This window comes from Chryseobacterium phosphatilyticum, assembly GCF_002899825.2.
GTDB lineage: Bacteria > Bacteroidota > Bacteroidia > Flavobacteriales > Weeksellaceae > Chryseobacterium > Chryseobacterium phosphatilyticum.
In genome coordinates, this window is sequence record NZ_PPED02000004.1 from 588481 (window position 1) to 607518 (window position 19038).

The window sequence follows — 19038 nt, forward strand, 5'->3', positions numbered from 1 at the left end:
AAGATAATCTAATGTCCTGGTAAACAATGGCTGTATGATCTGGTGTTCTTTCAACCTGGGTTTCAAACAATTGATGAATAGTTGTATCACTCGGATAATGAACTCCCGAAGACCATAATTTGGAAACTGCTGTATTCTGTTCTTCAGAAATTAAATCCAGTTCGGATATAGCAAGGCTTTCTATATCATTGATTTCTGCGATCTGACCAAGCAGGAACAGATACGTATTCAGCATATTCTGAACGGATTCTTTTGAGAAAACAGATTTCGCATAGTTGAACATTCCCTGTAAACTATGGCCGATATCGTTAATCATCGTCGTCAGATCAAACTTAGCTACCTGATAATCAATATTTCCATTGAAAGGATGGAGCAATGTGGTTTCATTTTCCGGTTGAGAAACGTCTTCTCCAAAACTCTGAAGCCCAAACATCACCTGGAATACAGGGTGCCTTGAAGTATCTTTCTCAACACCAAGTTCTTCCACTAATTTTTCAAAAGGAAGGTCCTGATAAGACTGTGCTTCCGTTACTGACTGAGCAACCTGTAAAATAAAGTCTTTTATCTGCTGATTCGGATCAATAGTTTCTCTGAGTGCCAGTGTATTGACAAAGAACCCGATCATATCTTCAAGCCCTGCATGGTGACGGTTTGCAATAGGACTTCCTACAATAATATCATCCTGCCCGGAATAAGCTGAAAGTGTTAAGTAATATCCACCTAACAAAATACTATACAAGCTTACTCCAAGATCTTTTGACAGATTTTTTAGCTTTTTGGTTTGCTCTGCATCAAGACTAAAATAGATATTTTCTCCTTCGTAAGATATTTGAGCCGGTCTCTTGAAATCTGTAGCCAGGTCAAGATTCTGGAATCCGCTGAGTTTATCTTTCCAGTAACCGATTTGTTGATCAAGTTTTTCTCCGGTAAGATAATTACGCTGCCATAATGCAAAATCCTTGTATTGGATCTTTAATGCAGGTAATTCATGTGGTTTACCTTCTTTAATGGTATTGTAAATACTGATTAATTCTTTTAAGAAGATATCTGTGGACCATCCGTCAAATGCAATATGGTGAATCACTACTGATAAATAGTAATTTTCTTCAAGTTTGAAGATATTAATATCTATAGGCAGTTCTTCTTCCAAATTGAAAATTTTATTGGCTACACGGCTCACTTTTTCTTCAAGTTCCTGCATTGTTTTCACCTCATATTGATGAATAGCAGGAATATCATTCATAACCAATTGCCAGCCTTTTCCTTCGTCCGTCATACGAATGACTGAACGAAGTACTTCATGACGCATTACAATAACATCCAGAGCTTTACAAAGGCTTTCAATATCTGTTTTTTGATCCAGAAGGAAGGCCATTGGAATATTATAGGCGCTGGTTCCGCCTTCGTAATTTTCAATAAACCACAATCTTTCCTGGGCAAAGGATAAGCTCTGTTCTTCAGAAGTGTTAACGTTTACAGGGGTAATCGTAACCTGTTCATTGCTATGGTTTTCATCCGATAAAACAGTTGATAATAGAGCAATGGTTTTATGATTGAATATCTTAGAAACCTCTACCTGTATCTGTAGTGCCTGTTTAATCTTACTGATTAACTTGATGGCCATGATACTGTTTCCACCCAGTCTGAAGAAATCATCGTGAATACTGATGGTGTCTACATCCAATCCTAATACTTCTCCATAAACCTTACAAAGCTGTTTCTGAAGGGTTGTTTCCGGAGCCGTGTATTCTTTACTGCCTGTAAAATCCGGTTCAGGCAATGCTTTTCTGTCTAATTTCCCGTTGATGGTTACCGGTAAAGCAGTTAAATGAACAAAAGCATTAGGAACCATATAGTCAGGAAGGGATGTTGACAAATATTCTGAAAGCAATTCTGAATCTATAGGTGAATCCGAAACATAATACGCTGCCAGATATTTCAATCCGGACTTGTTTTCTTTGGCTAATATAGCGACCTGGCGAATTTCAGAATACCCTAACAGTGTATTTTCAATCTCCCCTAATTCGATACGATAGCCACGGATTTTCACCTGGAAGTCATTTCTACCTACATATTCCAGTTCTCCATTGGGTAACCAGCGTACTAAATCTCCGGTTCTGTATAAACGGCTGTTCTCTCCTCTTTCTTTCTGAATAATTGTTTGGAAAGGATTTGAAACAAAACGTTCTTCTGTTAATTCAGGGCGGTTCAGATAGCCTCTTGCGATCCCAGCTCCTCCAATATACAATTCACCTACAGTACCTACAGGAGCCAGGCGATTTTGCTCATCAAGAACATATACAAAGGTATTTTGAATTGGGCCACCGATGTTCAATGGATTTCTATCTTCTTTATAATAATGAAGTGTCGCACAGACAGTTCCTTCTGTAGGACCGTATTCATTTACAAGGATAATATCGCCAATATTTTTATCTAAAGCAGGGAAGCTCTCTCCCCCGGCAAATATGAGTTTCAGATTAGTTCCATGCTCTACAACTTCTCTTAGCAGAACAGGCGGAATAAATGAAACTTCGATATTATTTTTTTTGATATAGTCATTAAGTTCACCAACAGATGTTCTGAGATCATTGCTATATAACCACAAAGTATTTCCATTACATAATACAGGAAATGCTTCATATACAAAGGCATCAAATACGTAGTTTGAGTAGCATCCTACCTCCTGGTATTCTTGAAGTAGATGAACCTTTATCATTGATTCAATGAGGTTTATCACCCCTGAATGTTCAATCATTACTCCTTTCGGTAAGCCTGTGGTTCCACTGGTGTAGATCACATAAGCAAGATTATCTGCACCTACTTGTGTAACAGGGTTTTCAGTTGATGCTATTTCAAGTTTTGCTTTAAGGTTGATATTGTCTAAAGCAAGAACCTCAACATACGTATTTTCCAGTTTTTCTGCTGTACTTTCCTGTCCGATCACCAGTTTTGCCTCGGTATCATTCAAAATATGCTGTATTCTGTCTGAAGGATAAGAAGGGTCCATCGGAACATAGGCTGCTCCGGATTTTAAGATGGCAAGTATAGCGATCAATATATTTTCAGACCGTTCTAAACAAATAGGAACCAGATCATCAGGTTGAAGCCCGTAATTTTCAATAAGATAATGAGCCAGCTGATTGGCTTTCTGATTTAATTCCTGATAAGAGAATCTGGTATTATGATAGACCAGTGCTGTCTGATCAGGAATATTTTTTACCTGATTTTCAAAAAGCTGATGAATTGTTATTTCTGATGGATATTCTTTATAGGTTGCATTCCAATCTTCTGTTAATTTTTTATACTGATCTTGAGTGACGAGGTTTATATCAGCAAGGGTAATTTCTCCCGGATCTTCAATTTCTGTCATTTGTTCCAGTAAAAACTCATAGGAACGGATCATATTGCTTACCGTTTCTTTTGAGAAAATGGCTTTAGCATAGTTGAACATTCCTTTAATCTCAACTCCGCCATCATCAATCATCGTCGTCAGGTCAAATTTAGCCACCTGATAATCTATTTCCCCATCAAAAGGATAAAACAGGCTATTCTGGCTATTTTGAGAAGAGGAATTACCTCCAAAATTCTGAAGCCCAAACATCACCTGGAAAACAGGGTGTCTTGAGGTATCCTGTTCTATTCCAAGTTCTTCTACTAATTTTTCAAATGGCAGATCCTGATGAGACTGAGCATCGGTCACTGATTTTGAAACCTGCAGGAGGAAATCTTTAAGGTTTTGCTTAGAGTCCAGTTTTTCTCTCAACGCCAATGTATTGACAAAGAATCCTATAATGTCTTCCAGACCTGCATGATGACGGTTGGCAATAGGACCTCCTACCACAATATCATCCTGCCCTGAATAAGCGGAAAGCATCAGATAATACCCTCCCAGCATAAGAGAATACAGGCTTATTTCAAGATTTTTGGATAAAGCTCTCAGCTTTTCACTCTGTTCTTCATCCAAGCTGAAATATAGATTTTCTCCTTCGTAAGAAATTTGAGAAGGTCTTCTGAAGTCTGTCGGAAGATCCAGATTCTGGAAATCTTCAAGCTGATCTTTCCAGTAATTTATCTGCTGCTCCAGACGTTGCCCTGAAAGATATTCACGCTGCCATAAAGCAAAGTCTTTGTACTGAACCTTTACGTCAGAAAGATCCTCCGCTTTTTCGTTATTGAGAAGTGCTTTATAGATCGTCTGGATTTCTGTAAGGAATATATCGGTAGACCATCCGTCAAATGCAATATGATGAATGACTGCTGACAGATAATGTCTGCTTTCAAACCTGAAAATGTTAACCTGAATAGGAATTTCTATCTCTAGTTGGAAGATTTTATTTGCACATCTGTTGATGGCTTCCTCTAAATCTTCTCTTGTGCTTACTTCCGTCATGTTCCATTCAGGCAGTTGATCAGTAACCACCTGATAGCCTACCCCATCTTGTGTAGTTTTAATCACTGAACGAAGGATTTCATGACGTTTAACCACTTCATCAAAGGCATTCTGCAATACTGAAATATCTGTTTTTTCATCCAGAATTGCCGTCATTGGGATATTGTAGGCACTGCTTCCGCCTTCATAAGTTTCAATGAACCAAAGCCTTTCCTGTGCAAATGATAATCTTTGTTCTTCAGGAGCACTTACTTTTACAGGGATGATTGTAACCTGCTCTTTAAGTTGAGTTCCATCAACTAGCACTTCAGATAAAGAAGCTATTGTTTTATGACTGAAAATGGCAGCTACTTCTACCCTGATATCAAGCACTTGCTTCATCTTGCTGATAAGCTTAATTGCCATGATACTGTTTCCTCCTAATCTGAAGAAATCATCATGAATACCAATATTGGCTGCATCGAGACCGAGAACCTGAGCATAGATCTGACATAATTGTTTTTGCAACTCATTTTCAGGAGCTGTATAATCCGATCCTGTTGTAAATTCAGGTTCAGGCAGACCTCTGCGGTCCAGTTTTCCATTGATGGTTAACGGTAGTAAATTCAGATGTACAAATGTCGCAGGCACCATATACTCCGGCAACGTCTGGGATAAAAACGAAGTAAGCTCCCCAGAATCTATTGAAGAGTCTGAAACATAATAGGCGACAAGATATGTAAGACCTGCTTTATTTTCTTTAGTCAATACAACAGTTTGTCTCACTTCCGGATATTCCTGAAGTCTGTTTTCAATCTCTCCCAGCTCTATTCTATACCCACGAATCTTCACCTGGAAGTCATTTCTTCCCATATATTCAAGCTCTCCGGAAGGCAGATAGCGTACCAAATCACCTGTTTTATAAATACGTCCGTTTTCCCCTCTTTCTTTCTGTTCTTCAGTCTGAAAAGGATTTTCCAGAAAACGTTCTAAAGTGAGTTCGGAACGGTTCAGATACCCTCTGGCTACCCCTTCTCCACCAATATAAAGTTCTCCTACAGCTCCTACAGGTACCGGACGATGATAATCATCAAGCACATAAATACTGGTATTGCTGATAGCGCGTCCAATATTATTTACTTTGGTATTGGTATTAACAAGCGAAGTAACGGTAGTCTCAGTAGGACCATAAGAATTGACAAATCTGAATGATCTGTCTTTTAATCTGTTGTGTAAATCTGTAGGCAAAGCCTCTCCTCCGGAGTTTAGGATACGTAAGCTCTTCACCTTAGTGATATCAATACTTTGCAATACTGACGGAGTAAGGTGGATATAAGAAACGTTATGATCTGTCAACGTTTTTACAAATACCTCTTCATTAAGTAACAGCTTCTGGCTTTCTATAAAGACCAACGTATTTCCATTTAATATAGCCAGTAACATCTGCTCTATAGAGGCATCAAACACATAGTTGGCAAACTGCAAAATAACATCGGAACTGTTTAATCCGTAACGAGGATAGAGATCATGAATTAAATTAACAGCACCTTTATGCTCTATCATTACCCCTTTAGGCATACCTGTTGTTCCACTGGTATAGATCACATACGCAAGGTTTTTCTCACCAACCACAGTAATTGGGTTATTGGCGTTCATCCTTGCAAGCGTAGTACTGAAAGACAAACTATCAAGAGACAGGACATCTATTTGTTCTTCTGAATTTTGAAATATAATCTCTCTTGTACTTTCCTGAGCAAGAACAAGCAAAGGGTTTGTGTCTTTCAGGATATGATGGATCCTTTCCGCAGGATATGACGGATCTATCGGTACATAGGCTGCGCCTGCTTTCATTACAGCAAGAATTGCAATAAGCATGTACTCGGAACGATCCAGGCAAAGTGGTATCAGGTCATCTGGCTTAATATTATAATTTCCTGTAAGATAATTAGCTAAACGATTAGCCTGCTCATTCAACTCTTTGTAAGAGAGCTGTGTTTCTTTAAATATCAGCGCAGTATGATCCGGAGTTTTTAAAACCTGATCTTCAAATAACTGATGAATGGTCTTTTGTGTGGAAATAAAATTCCAGGTATCATTCCAGTCCTCTGTAAGGTTTTTATATTTTTTTTCCGTTAAAAGAGAAAGTTGACCTGAAGTTATACCCTGATTGACCATAATCTGATTCAGGATTATTTCCATTCCTTCAATCAATTGATCCATCGTATCTTTTTCGAACAGGTAACCTTCGTAGTTTAAGGTAAATGAAATTTCATTTCCTCTTTCAAATGCCACAACTCCCAATGGATAATCCAGTTTCTCCACGGCGTCTCTAAATACAAAGCCAAGTTCATTATGATCTTCTCCCTCTGGTACTGGATAATTTTCAAATACAAATAAACTGCTGAAAATTCTGCGTCCATCATGGTGAAGTTCTGCCAGATTGATATCACTATGGGTATTAATATCACTGATCCTGTTCTGAAGTTCTTTGATATGATCAATTACTCGTCCTTCCTCATGGGTAACGATTAACGGTAATGTGTTGATGTATAGTCCTGCAGACCATTCTATTCCGTCTACCGGTAAGCTTCGTCCCGATACTGTTGTTCCTACAATTGTTGTACTCAACCCGCCATAGATTCTCAGCTGTTGATGCCACAGGTATTGTAATATAGCATTTACGGTTAATCCATGAGTTTTTGTAAAGGCTTTAAGCAAGTCATACTGATTCCCTGTTATCCTCATTTTTATGTGTTGAGGATCTTGAATATGACGATATGTTCCTAAATCGACAGGTCTCTGAGATGCCTTAATTAATCCGCTTAAATCCTCATGATCTTCCAAAGACTTCATATAAGTATTCCAGAACTTTCTGCCTGTTTCTTTATGATCCCGAAGATATTTCTGGGTATCTGTATAAGCGCGGTCCTTTATAACAGTAATCTCCTGGCCTTTAGTAAGATTCAGGTAATTCGTATGAATACTGTTCAAAATAACAGGTATGCTCCATCCATCCAGGATCGCATGATGGTTACTGAACAGACAGGTATATTGGTTTTGTGAACGTTTAAAAAGATACACTCTGAAAAGATCTCCTTTGGAAAGATCATATCCTTCAAAACGGTCTTTTGCGGTAATTTCTTTAATCAATGCTTCCTGAGCAGAATCAGTTATCTCACTGATATCCTGAAAGCGCCAGTCTACATTTCCGTTTTTATTAATAACCTGAACAATCTCTCCATTCCAGTCGAACCTCATCCTCAATGAAGGATAAGCCGTTTGGGTAAGCAGCCAGGCTTTCTTAAGGTTTTCAATATCAAGAACCGCATTATAATCCCATAATAGCTGTACTCTGTAAGCATCGTCTTTTTCTCCCTGATTCAAAGCATGATACACGAACCCTTCCTGCAAACTGTTGGCAAGATAAATTCCTTCTATTTCTTCATGCTTTTGAATTTCTGTCAGTTGATCAAAGCCTACTACATCATCAACATCTGAAGGGGTAAGATAACTTTGTGTTTCCTGAGAAAGGGTTTCAACAATCGCTTCAATACTTGTTTTAAAATCTTCTGTAAACTGATTAATCAGCTCCTCCGTCAGGTAGCCTGCAATTTCGAAACGTAATTGTCCATCCACAACAGCACCATTCATGCTAATGTAATGGCTGTCCCTATTATTTTTCCCGATCCCCGATCCTGCATCTTCAGTGGAAATAAACCAGCTTTTATCTCCTGCTTCCTGATCTAACTGTCCTAAATAATTGAAACTAATCTTTGGCAGATCGCGTTCCGTATATCCTATAAGACTACCATAGCCAATTCCGTTATGAGGAACTTTTCTTAAAGATTCTTTGGTCATAACGATGGTATCTGTCAATCCTTTTCCGTTTTTCAGAAGTAAAGGGAACATTGTAGTGAACCATCCTACCGTTTCTGTTATATCAAGATGCTGAAATACGTCTTCACGACCATGACTTTCTAAAACAACAGCATGAGACTCCTCTCCCGTTAATTTTGAAAGAGAAATTGACAAAGCAGACAGTAACAGATCATTAATCTGAGTCTGATAAACATGATGAGTATTTCGGATTAAAGCTTCAGTTATTTCTTTATTTAAAATCAGACTACTGCGGTAAGAATCTTTTATGATGAATCTATCTAAAGCTTTATTCAGAACTTCTGTAGTATCTGCACATGTATTCCAGTACAATAATTCCTGGGCTCTGGATTCAGTATCCTCAGAGCGATAATTTTTTACAGCATCTACCCATTGACGATAACTACTTCCTTTCTTGTGAGATAAAACTTTTTCTCTATCTCCTTTTTCAAGAGATTGATAAATATTCTTTATATCTTCTGTAATAATCCTCCAGCTTACGGCATCAATAATCAAATGATGAAACGCAAAATAAAGTCTGGCACTTCCATCCTCGTATCCACTGATGTATCCTATCTGGTACAGCGGGCCTTGTTCAATATCAAACCCCGATTGCCATTCTGTAAGGATTTTTGCCAGGTCTTTTGTATTCTGGTTGGAAACATTCAAATATTTGATAGAAGAGAGAATCTGAGTATTTCCGTAGGATTGAATATAGCTATTATTGTTCCTTTCAAACTTTAATCTGAATGCATCATGTCTTTCGATCAAATATCGAACAGATTCTTCCAGTACTTTCTGATCAAGTTGAGGAACATTGACAAGGAAAGCCTGATTCCAATGATTGAAATCACCCAGATATCCATGTTCTTTCTGGCTAAAGAACCATTCCTGAACAGGAAGTAGGGATACTTCTCCTATAAGAAGCCCCTGTTCTGCTGAAATCTGAGTCTGTTCACTCTGTCTCTTCTCTTCAATAAGCAAAGACAGTGCTGCTGCTGTTCTGGATGTGAATACCTCTTTTACACTTACCTTTACTTCAAGCTGCTGTCTGATTCTTCCTACCAACTGAATACTGATAATGCTGTCTCCTCCCAATCTGAAGAAATCATCATAAATACCAATAGTTTCAGCATCAATACCCAATACATTGCCGTAAATGTGGCACAATCTGTTCTGAAGTTCGGTTTGTGGAGCTATATAATCTTTATTGCCTGTGAAATTAGGTTCCGGAAGCTGCTTTTTGTCTAATTTTCCGTTAATCGTAAGCGGTAAAGTCTCTAAATGAACAAAAACTCCGGGAACCATATACTCCGGTAAAGATTCCGATACGTATTCAGTCAGCAGGTGAGTATCTATTTTAGAATCAGAAACATAATACGCGGCCAGATATTTCAATCCGACTTTATTTTCTTTAGCTAATACTGCAACCTGACGAATGCCTGAATATCCCAATAAAGTATTTTCTATCTCTCCTAATTCGATTCTATAGCCACGGATTTTTACCTGAAAATCATTTCTTCCCATGTATTCCAGCTCTCCATTTGAAAGTTGGCGTACTAAATCTCCGGTTTTATATAATCTATTGTTTTGCCTTTTTGCTTTTTCTTCTGAAGTTTGGAAAGGATTTATAATAAAACGTTCTGCCGTAAGATCAGGACGATTCAGATATCCTCTGGTTATTCCGACCCCACCGATATAAAGTTCTCCTACTGCTCCAACAGGAACCGGACGCAAATGTTCATCCAGTACATAAGAAGTCATATTTCCAATTGGTCCCCCAATATTCAACGGATTGTTGTCTTGTTTGTACTCATGTAGCGTAGCGCATACCGTTCCCTCGGTAGGTCCGTAGGCGTTAATAACATCCACTCCTTCAGACTGATAAAGGGCCATCAACTGAGGATTGGTCACGTCTCCGGCTACCATTAATTTTTGTAATGGTAAAATATAATCTCTGGTAAGAAGTACCGGAGGAATGGTTGCAAGGTAAATATCATTTTCACTGATATAATGCTGCAATGCAACAATATCAGTTTGTTTTTCTTTATCCAGCAGATAGATACTATGACCATGGGTAATAACAGGGAAAAGTTCTGCTACATGCGCATCAAAAACATAATTGGCATACCAAAGACAGTTTTTGCGGTCAGATTCATTAGAAATCAACCCAAGGCTTTCAGCAAATTGAGTTACAAGATTGGCTACCCCCAGATGTTCTACCATTACTCCTTTCGGAAGTCCCGTTGTTCCACTTGTATAAATTACATACGCCAGGTTTCCGGGCTTTGTGTCAGTTGTCGGGTTCTTTGAATCTGCTATTTCCAGTTGATCTTTACATTGAACCTCATCTAAAGAAACAAATTCAACGTTTTGATCCTTTAATTTATCAAATGTACTCTCTTGTCCTATTACAAGTCTGGCTTGGGTATCGCCAAGAATATGTCTGATCCTGTCTGACGGATAAGATGGATCAATTGGTACATATGCCCCTCCTGATTTCAAAACTCCTAAAATAGCAATCAACATATTTTCAGATCGTTCCAGGCATAACGGGATAATTTCATCCGGTTGAATATTATATTTTTCAATCAGATAATTGGCTAAACGATTTGACCTTTCGTTTAATTCTTTATAGGAAAGTTGAATATCCTGATATACCAAAGCAGTGTGATCCGGAGTTTTTCTTACCTGATCTTCAAAAAGCTCATGAATGGTTTTATCAGATGGATATTCAGAAGCGGTATTATTCCAGTCTTGTATTATTTTTTTATACTCCGTATTCTTAAGGAAATGGAAGTCATTGATTTTGATATTTTCAGCATTTTCAGTTCTTATTGCTGCAATCTGTTCCAACAAAAGAACATAGGTATCTTTCATCTTCAGAATGGTCTCTTCACTGAAAAGAGATACAGCATAATTAAACATCCCTTTTATATTCTCTTCACCATCGTCAATCATGGTCGTCAGGTCAAACTTTGCTGCCTGATAATCTATCTCGCCCTCAAAGAGTGAGAATACAGCATCTTTTCCAGTTCCTCTTCCAAAGCTTTGAACCCCAAACATTACCTGAAATACCGGGTGACGGGACATGTCCTGCTCCACCCCCAGTTCTTCAACCAATTTTTCAAACGGAAGGTCCTGGTGAGACTGTGCCTCAGCTATGGACGTAGAGATCTGAAGAATAAAGTTTTTAAAATTCTGACCGGAATTGACATTCCCTCTCAGGGCGAGTGTATTGACAAAGAAACCGATAATATCTTCAAGACCTGCATGATGACGGTTGGAGATCGGGCTTCCCACTATAATATCTTCCTGCCCCGAATATGCGGAAAGCATCAGATAATATCCGCCCAGCATCACAGAATATAAACTTACTCCAAGATCCTTGGATATTTTTCTCAATCCCGAGGCTACCTCCGGAGAGAGGTCAAAATAAATGGCAGCACCTTCATAAGAAATCTGAGCCGGACGTTTGAAATCTAACGGTAAATTTAGCGACTCAAAACCTTCTAATATATTCTTCCAATAATTAATTTGTTTGTCCAGGACTTCTCCCTTCAGGTAATTTCTTTGCCAGAGTGCAAAGTCTTTATACTGAACGGCAGGGTTAGGAAGCTGATGAGGGATTTTATTAATCAGAGCTTCATACACAGCCTGAATTTCTTTGAAAAGAATATCTACAGACCAGCCATCAAATGCGATGTGATGTACTACCAGAGATAAATAATACCGATCTTTGAATATGAACAGGGTTAAATCTAAAGGAATTTCTTCTTCCAGACGGAAAACCTTATTGGCTGTAGCATTAATAGCCTTTTCCAGCTCTTGTTCACTATTTACTTTTACTATTTTGAATTCCGGCTTAGAGTCTGTAACGACCTGATATCCCATCCCTTCTTCTGTTGTTTTAATGACAGAGCGAAGGACTTCGTGACGTCTAATGACTATGTCTAAAGATTTTTGAAGTTCTTCCAACTGTATATCCTGGCTCAAAGTGAGCACCATAGGAATGTTGTAGGCACTGCTTCCCCCTTCATACGCTTCAATAAACCAAAGTCTTTCCTGTGCAAATGATAAACGCTGTTCTTCAGGTGAGAAAACCGTCACCGCCTCTATGTGTATATTTTCTTCCTTAGATTCCGTTTCCAGAAATAAGGCAAGGGAAGCTATCGTCTTATGATTAAATACAGAGGCCACCTGAATACGCCTATCAAGGGAATTCTTGATTTTACTGATCAGTTTTATAGCCATGATGCTATTTCCTCCCAAACGGAAGAAATCATCATGAATACTGATAGTTTCAGAATCAAGATCTAATATTTCGCCATAAATCCTGCAAAGTTTTTCATGAAGCTCTGTTTCCGGAGCCATATATTCTTTGTTTCCTGTAAATTCAGGTTCCGGTAGGGCTCTTCGGTCTAGTTTTCCGTTAATCGTTAAAGGAAGGGCTTCAAGAGGCACATACACAGAAGGAATCATATATTCCGGCAATGTTTCCGATAAAAACTCTGAAAGTTTATATTCATCCACGACATCATCAGATACATAATATCCGACAAGGAACTTTATTCCTGCTTTATTTTCTTTGGCAAGAACCACAGCTTGTTTAATACCAACCTGTTCTTGCATCTTAGTTTCAATCTCGCCTAATTCTATACGATAACCACGAATCTTTACCTGAAAATCATTTCTACCAATATATTCAATATTGCCATCCCCGAGAAGACGTACCAGATCTCCGGTTTTATAGATTGTTATATTTTTTTTCCTGATTTTCTGTATAGAAGTCTGGAAAGGATTTGAAATGAAACGTTCTTCTGTAAGCTCAGGACGGTTCAGATATCCTCTTGCGATGCCATTTCCTCCAAGGTACAGCTCACCAATTGCTCCTACAGGAACGGGACGATAACATCCATCCAGGATATAAGCTGAGGTATTACCAACAGGACGTCCGATAAGATGTACATCTCCATGTTCTACCTGTTTGTAAGTTGCATAAATGGTTGCTTCGGTTGGCCCATAAAGGTTATAAAGATTTGTATATTCTGACCAGTATTTACCGGTTTCATAATCACATGGCTCTCCTGCATATAATATTCCTTTCAAAGAGGGGTACTGTAGTCTTGGCAATACAGAAAGCATTACAGGTGGCAGATAGGTATAGGCAATATCATGATCTAAAAGATATTGGCTTATTGAATCTGCGTCTTTTTTAAGTGCTTCATCAAGGAGGTGCAATTCATTTCCGTACAGCAAGGCATTAAAAAATTCAGATACTGAAACATCAAAAACATAAGAAGTATAGGCTGTTATTTTTTCTCCTTCACTGAATCCATAGGCATCCCTGATCTGTGAAACAACATTAATGACATTCTGATGCTCTATCATTACTCCTTTAGGCATACCGGTAGTCCCACTGGTATAAATTACATAAACGAGATTTTCTGAAGTAGTTTTTGTCAGAGGGTTATCGGACTCTTTCGTTTCAAGTATTGCTTTGAATAAGATATCATCCAGAGATATAACAGTTGTATATTCTGTCTCTATCTTACTTTTCGAACTCTCTTCTGCAAATACTATTTTTGCTTGGGTATCATTAAGAATATGTTGTATTCTGTCCGCGGGGTAATGCGGATCCATTGGAACATATGCCGCACCTGCTTTTAAAACTCCTAAAATTGCAACAATCATATTCTCCGACCGCTCCAGACACATAGGAATCAGATCATCAGGCTGTATATTGTAGGTATCAATGAGAACATGGGCGATCCGGTTGGCTCTTTCATTCAATTCCTGATAAGACAGTCTTATATCCTGATACACCAATGCAGTCGCATTGGGTGTCTTTACCACCTGAGCTTCAAATAATTTTTGAATGGTAAGCTCTTCAGGATTAGAGTTTTCAACCCCATTTCTATCCAGTATAATCTTCTGATAATCTCCATCCGTTAAAAGATGAAGATTCTTAACCTTAACATCTTTCGGGAATGCATTTCCAATTTCAACCAACTGTTCCAGAATAAGCATATAGGTCTCTTTCATCCGGCTGATAGTCTCTCCTTTGAAAAGAGACAAGGCATAGTTAAAGATTCCCCGAATGGTATCTCCCTGAACATCAATCATCATGGTCAGATCAAACTTAGCAGATTTGTAATCTATATTTCCATCGAAAGGAAGAAGTATTGTTTCTTCATTTTTCCGAAAAACCTCCCCTTCAAAGCTTTGAATTCCAAACATCACCTGGAATATTGGGTTTCTTGAATTATCCTGTTCTACACCCATTTCCTCTACCAGCTTTTCAAAAGGAAGATCCTGGTGCGATTGAGCATCTGCTATGGATTGTGAAACTTGTAAAATAAAATCTTTTAAGGGTTGATCAGAATTTATTTTTTCCCTTAAAGCAAAGGTATTAACAAAGAAACCAATGATATTTTCAAGACCGGCATGATGACGGTTTGCAACAGGGCTTCCCACAATAATATCATCCTGACCCGAATAAGCAGATAGCATGAGATAATAACCACTCAGCATGACACTGTATAAACTTACTTCAAGGTCTTTTGAAAGACGATGTAAATCAGAAGCCAGTTTCACCGGAAGATCAAAGTATGTAGTTGCTCCCTTATACGAAACATGGGCAGGCCTTTTAAAATCTAAAGGAAGATCCAGCGTCTGGAACCCTTCCAGCTTATTTTTCCAATAAGACATCTGATGATCAAGAACTTCACCAGAAAGATAGTTTCTCTGCCATAAAGCAAAGTCTTTGTATTGAATTTTTAATTCCGGAAGCTCAGGATTATTCCCGTCAATAAGAGCATGATAAATAGTATTAAATTCATTGATAAAAACTTCCGTAGACCATCCGTCAAAAGCAATATGATGAATGACCACTGACAAATAATAATCCTCTTTCATGCTGAAAAGAGACACATATATGGGAAGCTCTTCATGCAGATGGAAAACTTTATTGGCGGTGAAATCTATGGTCCGATCAAGTTCTGCTCTGGTATCTGCATAGGCAGTATGGATCTGAACCCTATAGTCGGTAACCATCTGATATCCTACTCCATCTTCTGTAGTAAGAATAAGACTTCGCAATACCTCATGACGTTGCAGCAATATATCAAAAGTATTTTGCAGAAGTTCCTGAGAAACATTTTTTCTTAATTTAAAAATCATTGGAACATTATAAACGCTGCTGTCTCCTTCATAAGATTCTATAAACCAAAGCCTCTCCTGAGCAAAAGACAGACGTTGTTCTTCCGGTTGGGAAACGGATACAGGATTTATAATTATTTGTTCCGAAACATTGTTTTGGCTATCAAGTAAATGAGACAATGAAGCCACTGTTTTATGACCAAATACCATTGCGGCATTTACTGATATCGCAAGTTCCTGTTGAATCTTGCTGATGAGTTTAATTGCCATAATACTATTCCCCCCAAGTCGGAAAAAGTCATCATGAATACCGATATTTGCTGGTTTAAGTCCTAAAATTTGTCCATAAATCCCACATAGTTTTTCCTGTAGTTCATTCTCAGGGCCAGTATATTCTCTGTTCCCGCTAAATTCTGGTTCTGGAAGCTGCTTTCTGTCCAGTTTACCATTAATCGTTAAAGGTAAAGCTGTTAAATGAACAAAAACATTGGGTACCATATATTCCGGCAAAGCGGATGAAAGATACTCCGTCAATTTTTCATTATCGAGCTCCTCTCCGGATACATAGTACCCTGCAAGGAATTTCATTCCTGTATTGCTTTCTTTAGCCAAAACCACAGATTGTTTTACCTTAGGATGCTGGGATAGTTTTTCCTCAATCTCTCCCAGTTCTATCCTATATCCTCTGATCTTAACCTGAAAATCATTTCTGCCAATATATTCTATGTTTCCGTCCGGAAGCCAGCGAACCAGATCTCCGGTTTTATACAGTCTTCTGTTTTCACCCCTTTCTTTTTGTTCTTCTGTTTGGAAAGGATTATTTACAAAACGTTCTTCGGTAAGCTCAGGACGATTCAAATACCCTCTGGCGATCCCGGCTCCTCCAAGGTAAAGTTCTCCTATGGCTCCTACGGGAGTCAGTTTATGGGAAGAATCCAGTACATACACTGAATTGTTCTCCACCGGACGCCCGATCAGATGCACATCTCCATGCTCTATTTGTTTGTAGGTTGCATAAATGGTTGCTTCGGTTGGCCCGTAAAGGTTATAAAGTACTTTTTCTTCTGACCAGTATTTACCGGTTTCATAGTCACAGGGTTCTCCTGCATAAAGAAGTCCTTTAAGTGCGCTATAATCCACACGGGGTAAAACAGATAACATTACGGGTGGCAGGTAAGCATAAGCAATCTCATTGTTTAGCAAATAACGACTGATTAAGTCTGCATCTTTCCTGGTTGCCTCGTCCAACAAATGAAGCTCATTCCCGTATAGCAGGGCATTAAAAAATTCTGATACAGATACATCAAAAACATAAGAAGTATAGGCTGTTATCCTTACTCCATTTGAAAAACCATATGCTTCTCTTACCTTATCCAGTACGTTAACTACACTTTTGTGTTCTACCATTACTCCTTTCGGAAGCCCGGTCGTTCCACTTGTATAGATTACATAAGCCAAATTTTTTGCAGAAACTTTAGTTACAGGATTGGTTGATTCCTGTGATTCTATTATCGTCTTGAAATTAATATCATTTAAAGAAACAGACGTTACCGGGAAATGATTTATTTTTCCTGTTGTATTTTCTTCTGTAAGGATAACTCTGGCTGCTGTATCCTGGAGAATATGCTCTATCCGATCTGTAGGATATGAAGCGTCTATAGGAACATAGGCTGCTCCCGACTTCAATACAGCTAAAATAGCAACTAAGATATTTTCTGATCTTTCCAGACACAAGGGAACCAGGTCATCAGGCTGAAGGCCAAAAGTCATCAGTAAATAATTTGCCAAACGATTTGAGCGTTCATTAAGCTCTTTGTATGTTAAGGTAACATCTTGAAAAACCAGAGCAATCTCATCAGGTGTTCTTGAAACCTGTTCTTCAAATAACTGATGAATTGTTTTTTCCGGTTGATTATCTATTCCTATTTTATTCCATGCTTCTACTGCAGTCTGATAAGAATCTTTACTTAAAAGCTCATATTCTGAAATCAGCTTATCTGTACTCCCTTTTAATAAATCTTCCAGTATTTCAATAAACAATCTCTTGTAAATATCCACGAAATTGTATATCAATTCACGATCAAGTTTCTGATTGGCATATCTAACTTTGTAGTTAATCTGCCCGTCTCTTACTTCTTGCTCAAATGACAGTTTCCCTACTAAATCTACATTCAAATCGTTGTTAATAACAACATTACTTGCCCCTTCATAATAAATAACTACGTCCTTCAAACTTGTCTGAACGAATCCGAACTCCAATATATTTGATGTTGGAGCATAGCTGATAAGTTCTTCAATAGGCAGATATCTGGCTTTTGTTGTTTTTAATTGGTTTGTATATTCTATGTTCTGATCGATAAGATTCTGAAGCGAAGATTCCAAATCGAATCTATATCCTTTTAAAATTGTGTTAATGTGGGCTCCATATATAAAGTCCTGCCCTTCTGTAATCCCGACAGGGTAATTGATCACGAGATTATTCACTCCTGAAATTTTATGAAGTAAAACAGCAAAAACCAACTGTCCATAGGTATATGGGGTAAGTTTATATTTTGATGTCAGTTGCCTTACTTTAAGAAATACCGGTTCCGAGAAGTTAAACCTTAGTTCACTTACCGGATTAGCCAAAGTATGTTCTTCTTTCGAATCAAGGAGAAAAGAGTCTGAATTTTGTAAAAATTTAAATCCAATATTTTCGACTTCTTTCAAGCCTGTTTTCCAAAAATCGGACATTTCTGTTTTCCCTGTAGTTAATATGCCTTCAAGCTGATTTCTCAGTTTATTGTATCGTATTTCCTGCTCTGTAAGGCTAATGGGGTTTACATAACTTAGATCATTATAAAAAGTACTAAGCTCTGCATAAATACTGTTTGCACTTAGACCATCCACAAGAATATGAGAAAAAATGTGAATAATCCTATAACCGCCATTATTCAGCTTAATAGCATAAAATCTTGCCAATTGTTCTTTTTCCAGATCAAATGGTTGTAAAGCCAGCTTTAAGATTTCATCAGGGTTGGGTTCTTGTGTAATAAATGTTAAGATTTGTGCATCTTCTGAAAGCAAAGGCCTGCTTTTCCAGATTAAATCTTCAGACTCATTTACAACATTACTGTTTAACAGCAGGTTGTTATTAACAAATCTGACTAAGCTTGAGTTCAGTCTCTGGATATCTACATATCCGGACATAGACTGATCAAAAATAATATTATAGTCACTTCTGAATGGATTCAATATCCATTCATTATAAAAGGTCGATTGATAAGGTGTCAGCTTCATAGCAAATGTATCCCGAAGGATAGTAGGTTAGGTTAGGTATAGGTATGTTTTTATTCACTTTTTGCTTTACCTGTAATTTTAGCAGGATCAGTAAATCGTACTATTCTAAAGGGTTTTTGATATCATAAAAAGTGAATAATTTTAGGCCTTGTTTAGGAGAAGCTTTCACATATAAGAACAATGTTATATCGAATTGAACCGGGTTGTGTTTTGACATTATGATTCAGTTTAACAGAAACCCATGGCGCATTTTATACCTGTGGTTTTGATATTAAACTTTAGATTTGGCAAATTCCGGACTCTTAAAAAGAGATAATTATTATCTATCAGGTGTTTTTTCAAAAATAACATTT

General features: G+C 37.9%; 1 protein-coding gene. It reads right to left on the minus strand.

Going from position 1 to position 19038, the window contains the following annotated elements; translation table 11 throughout:
- Nucleotides 1-18685 (minus strand): non-ribosomal peptide synthetase (locus tag C1631_RS18300; protein WP_123966733.1); only part of this gene is annotated, 18685 nt, incomplete at its 3' end.
- Nucleotides 18686-19038: the final 353 nt, after the last annotated feature.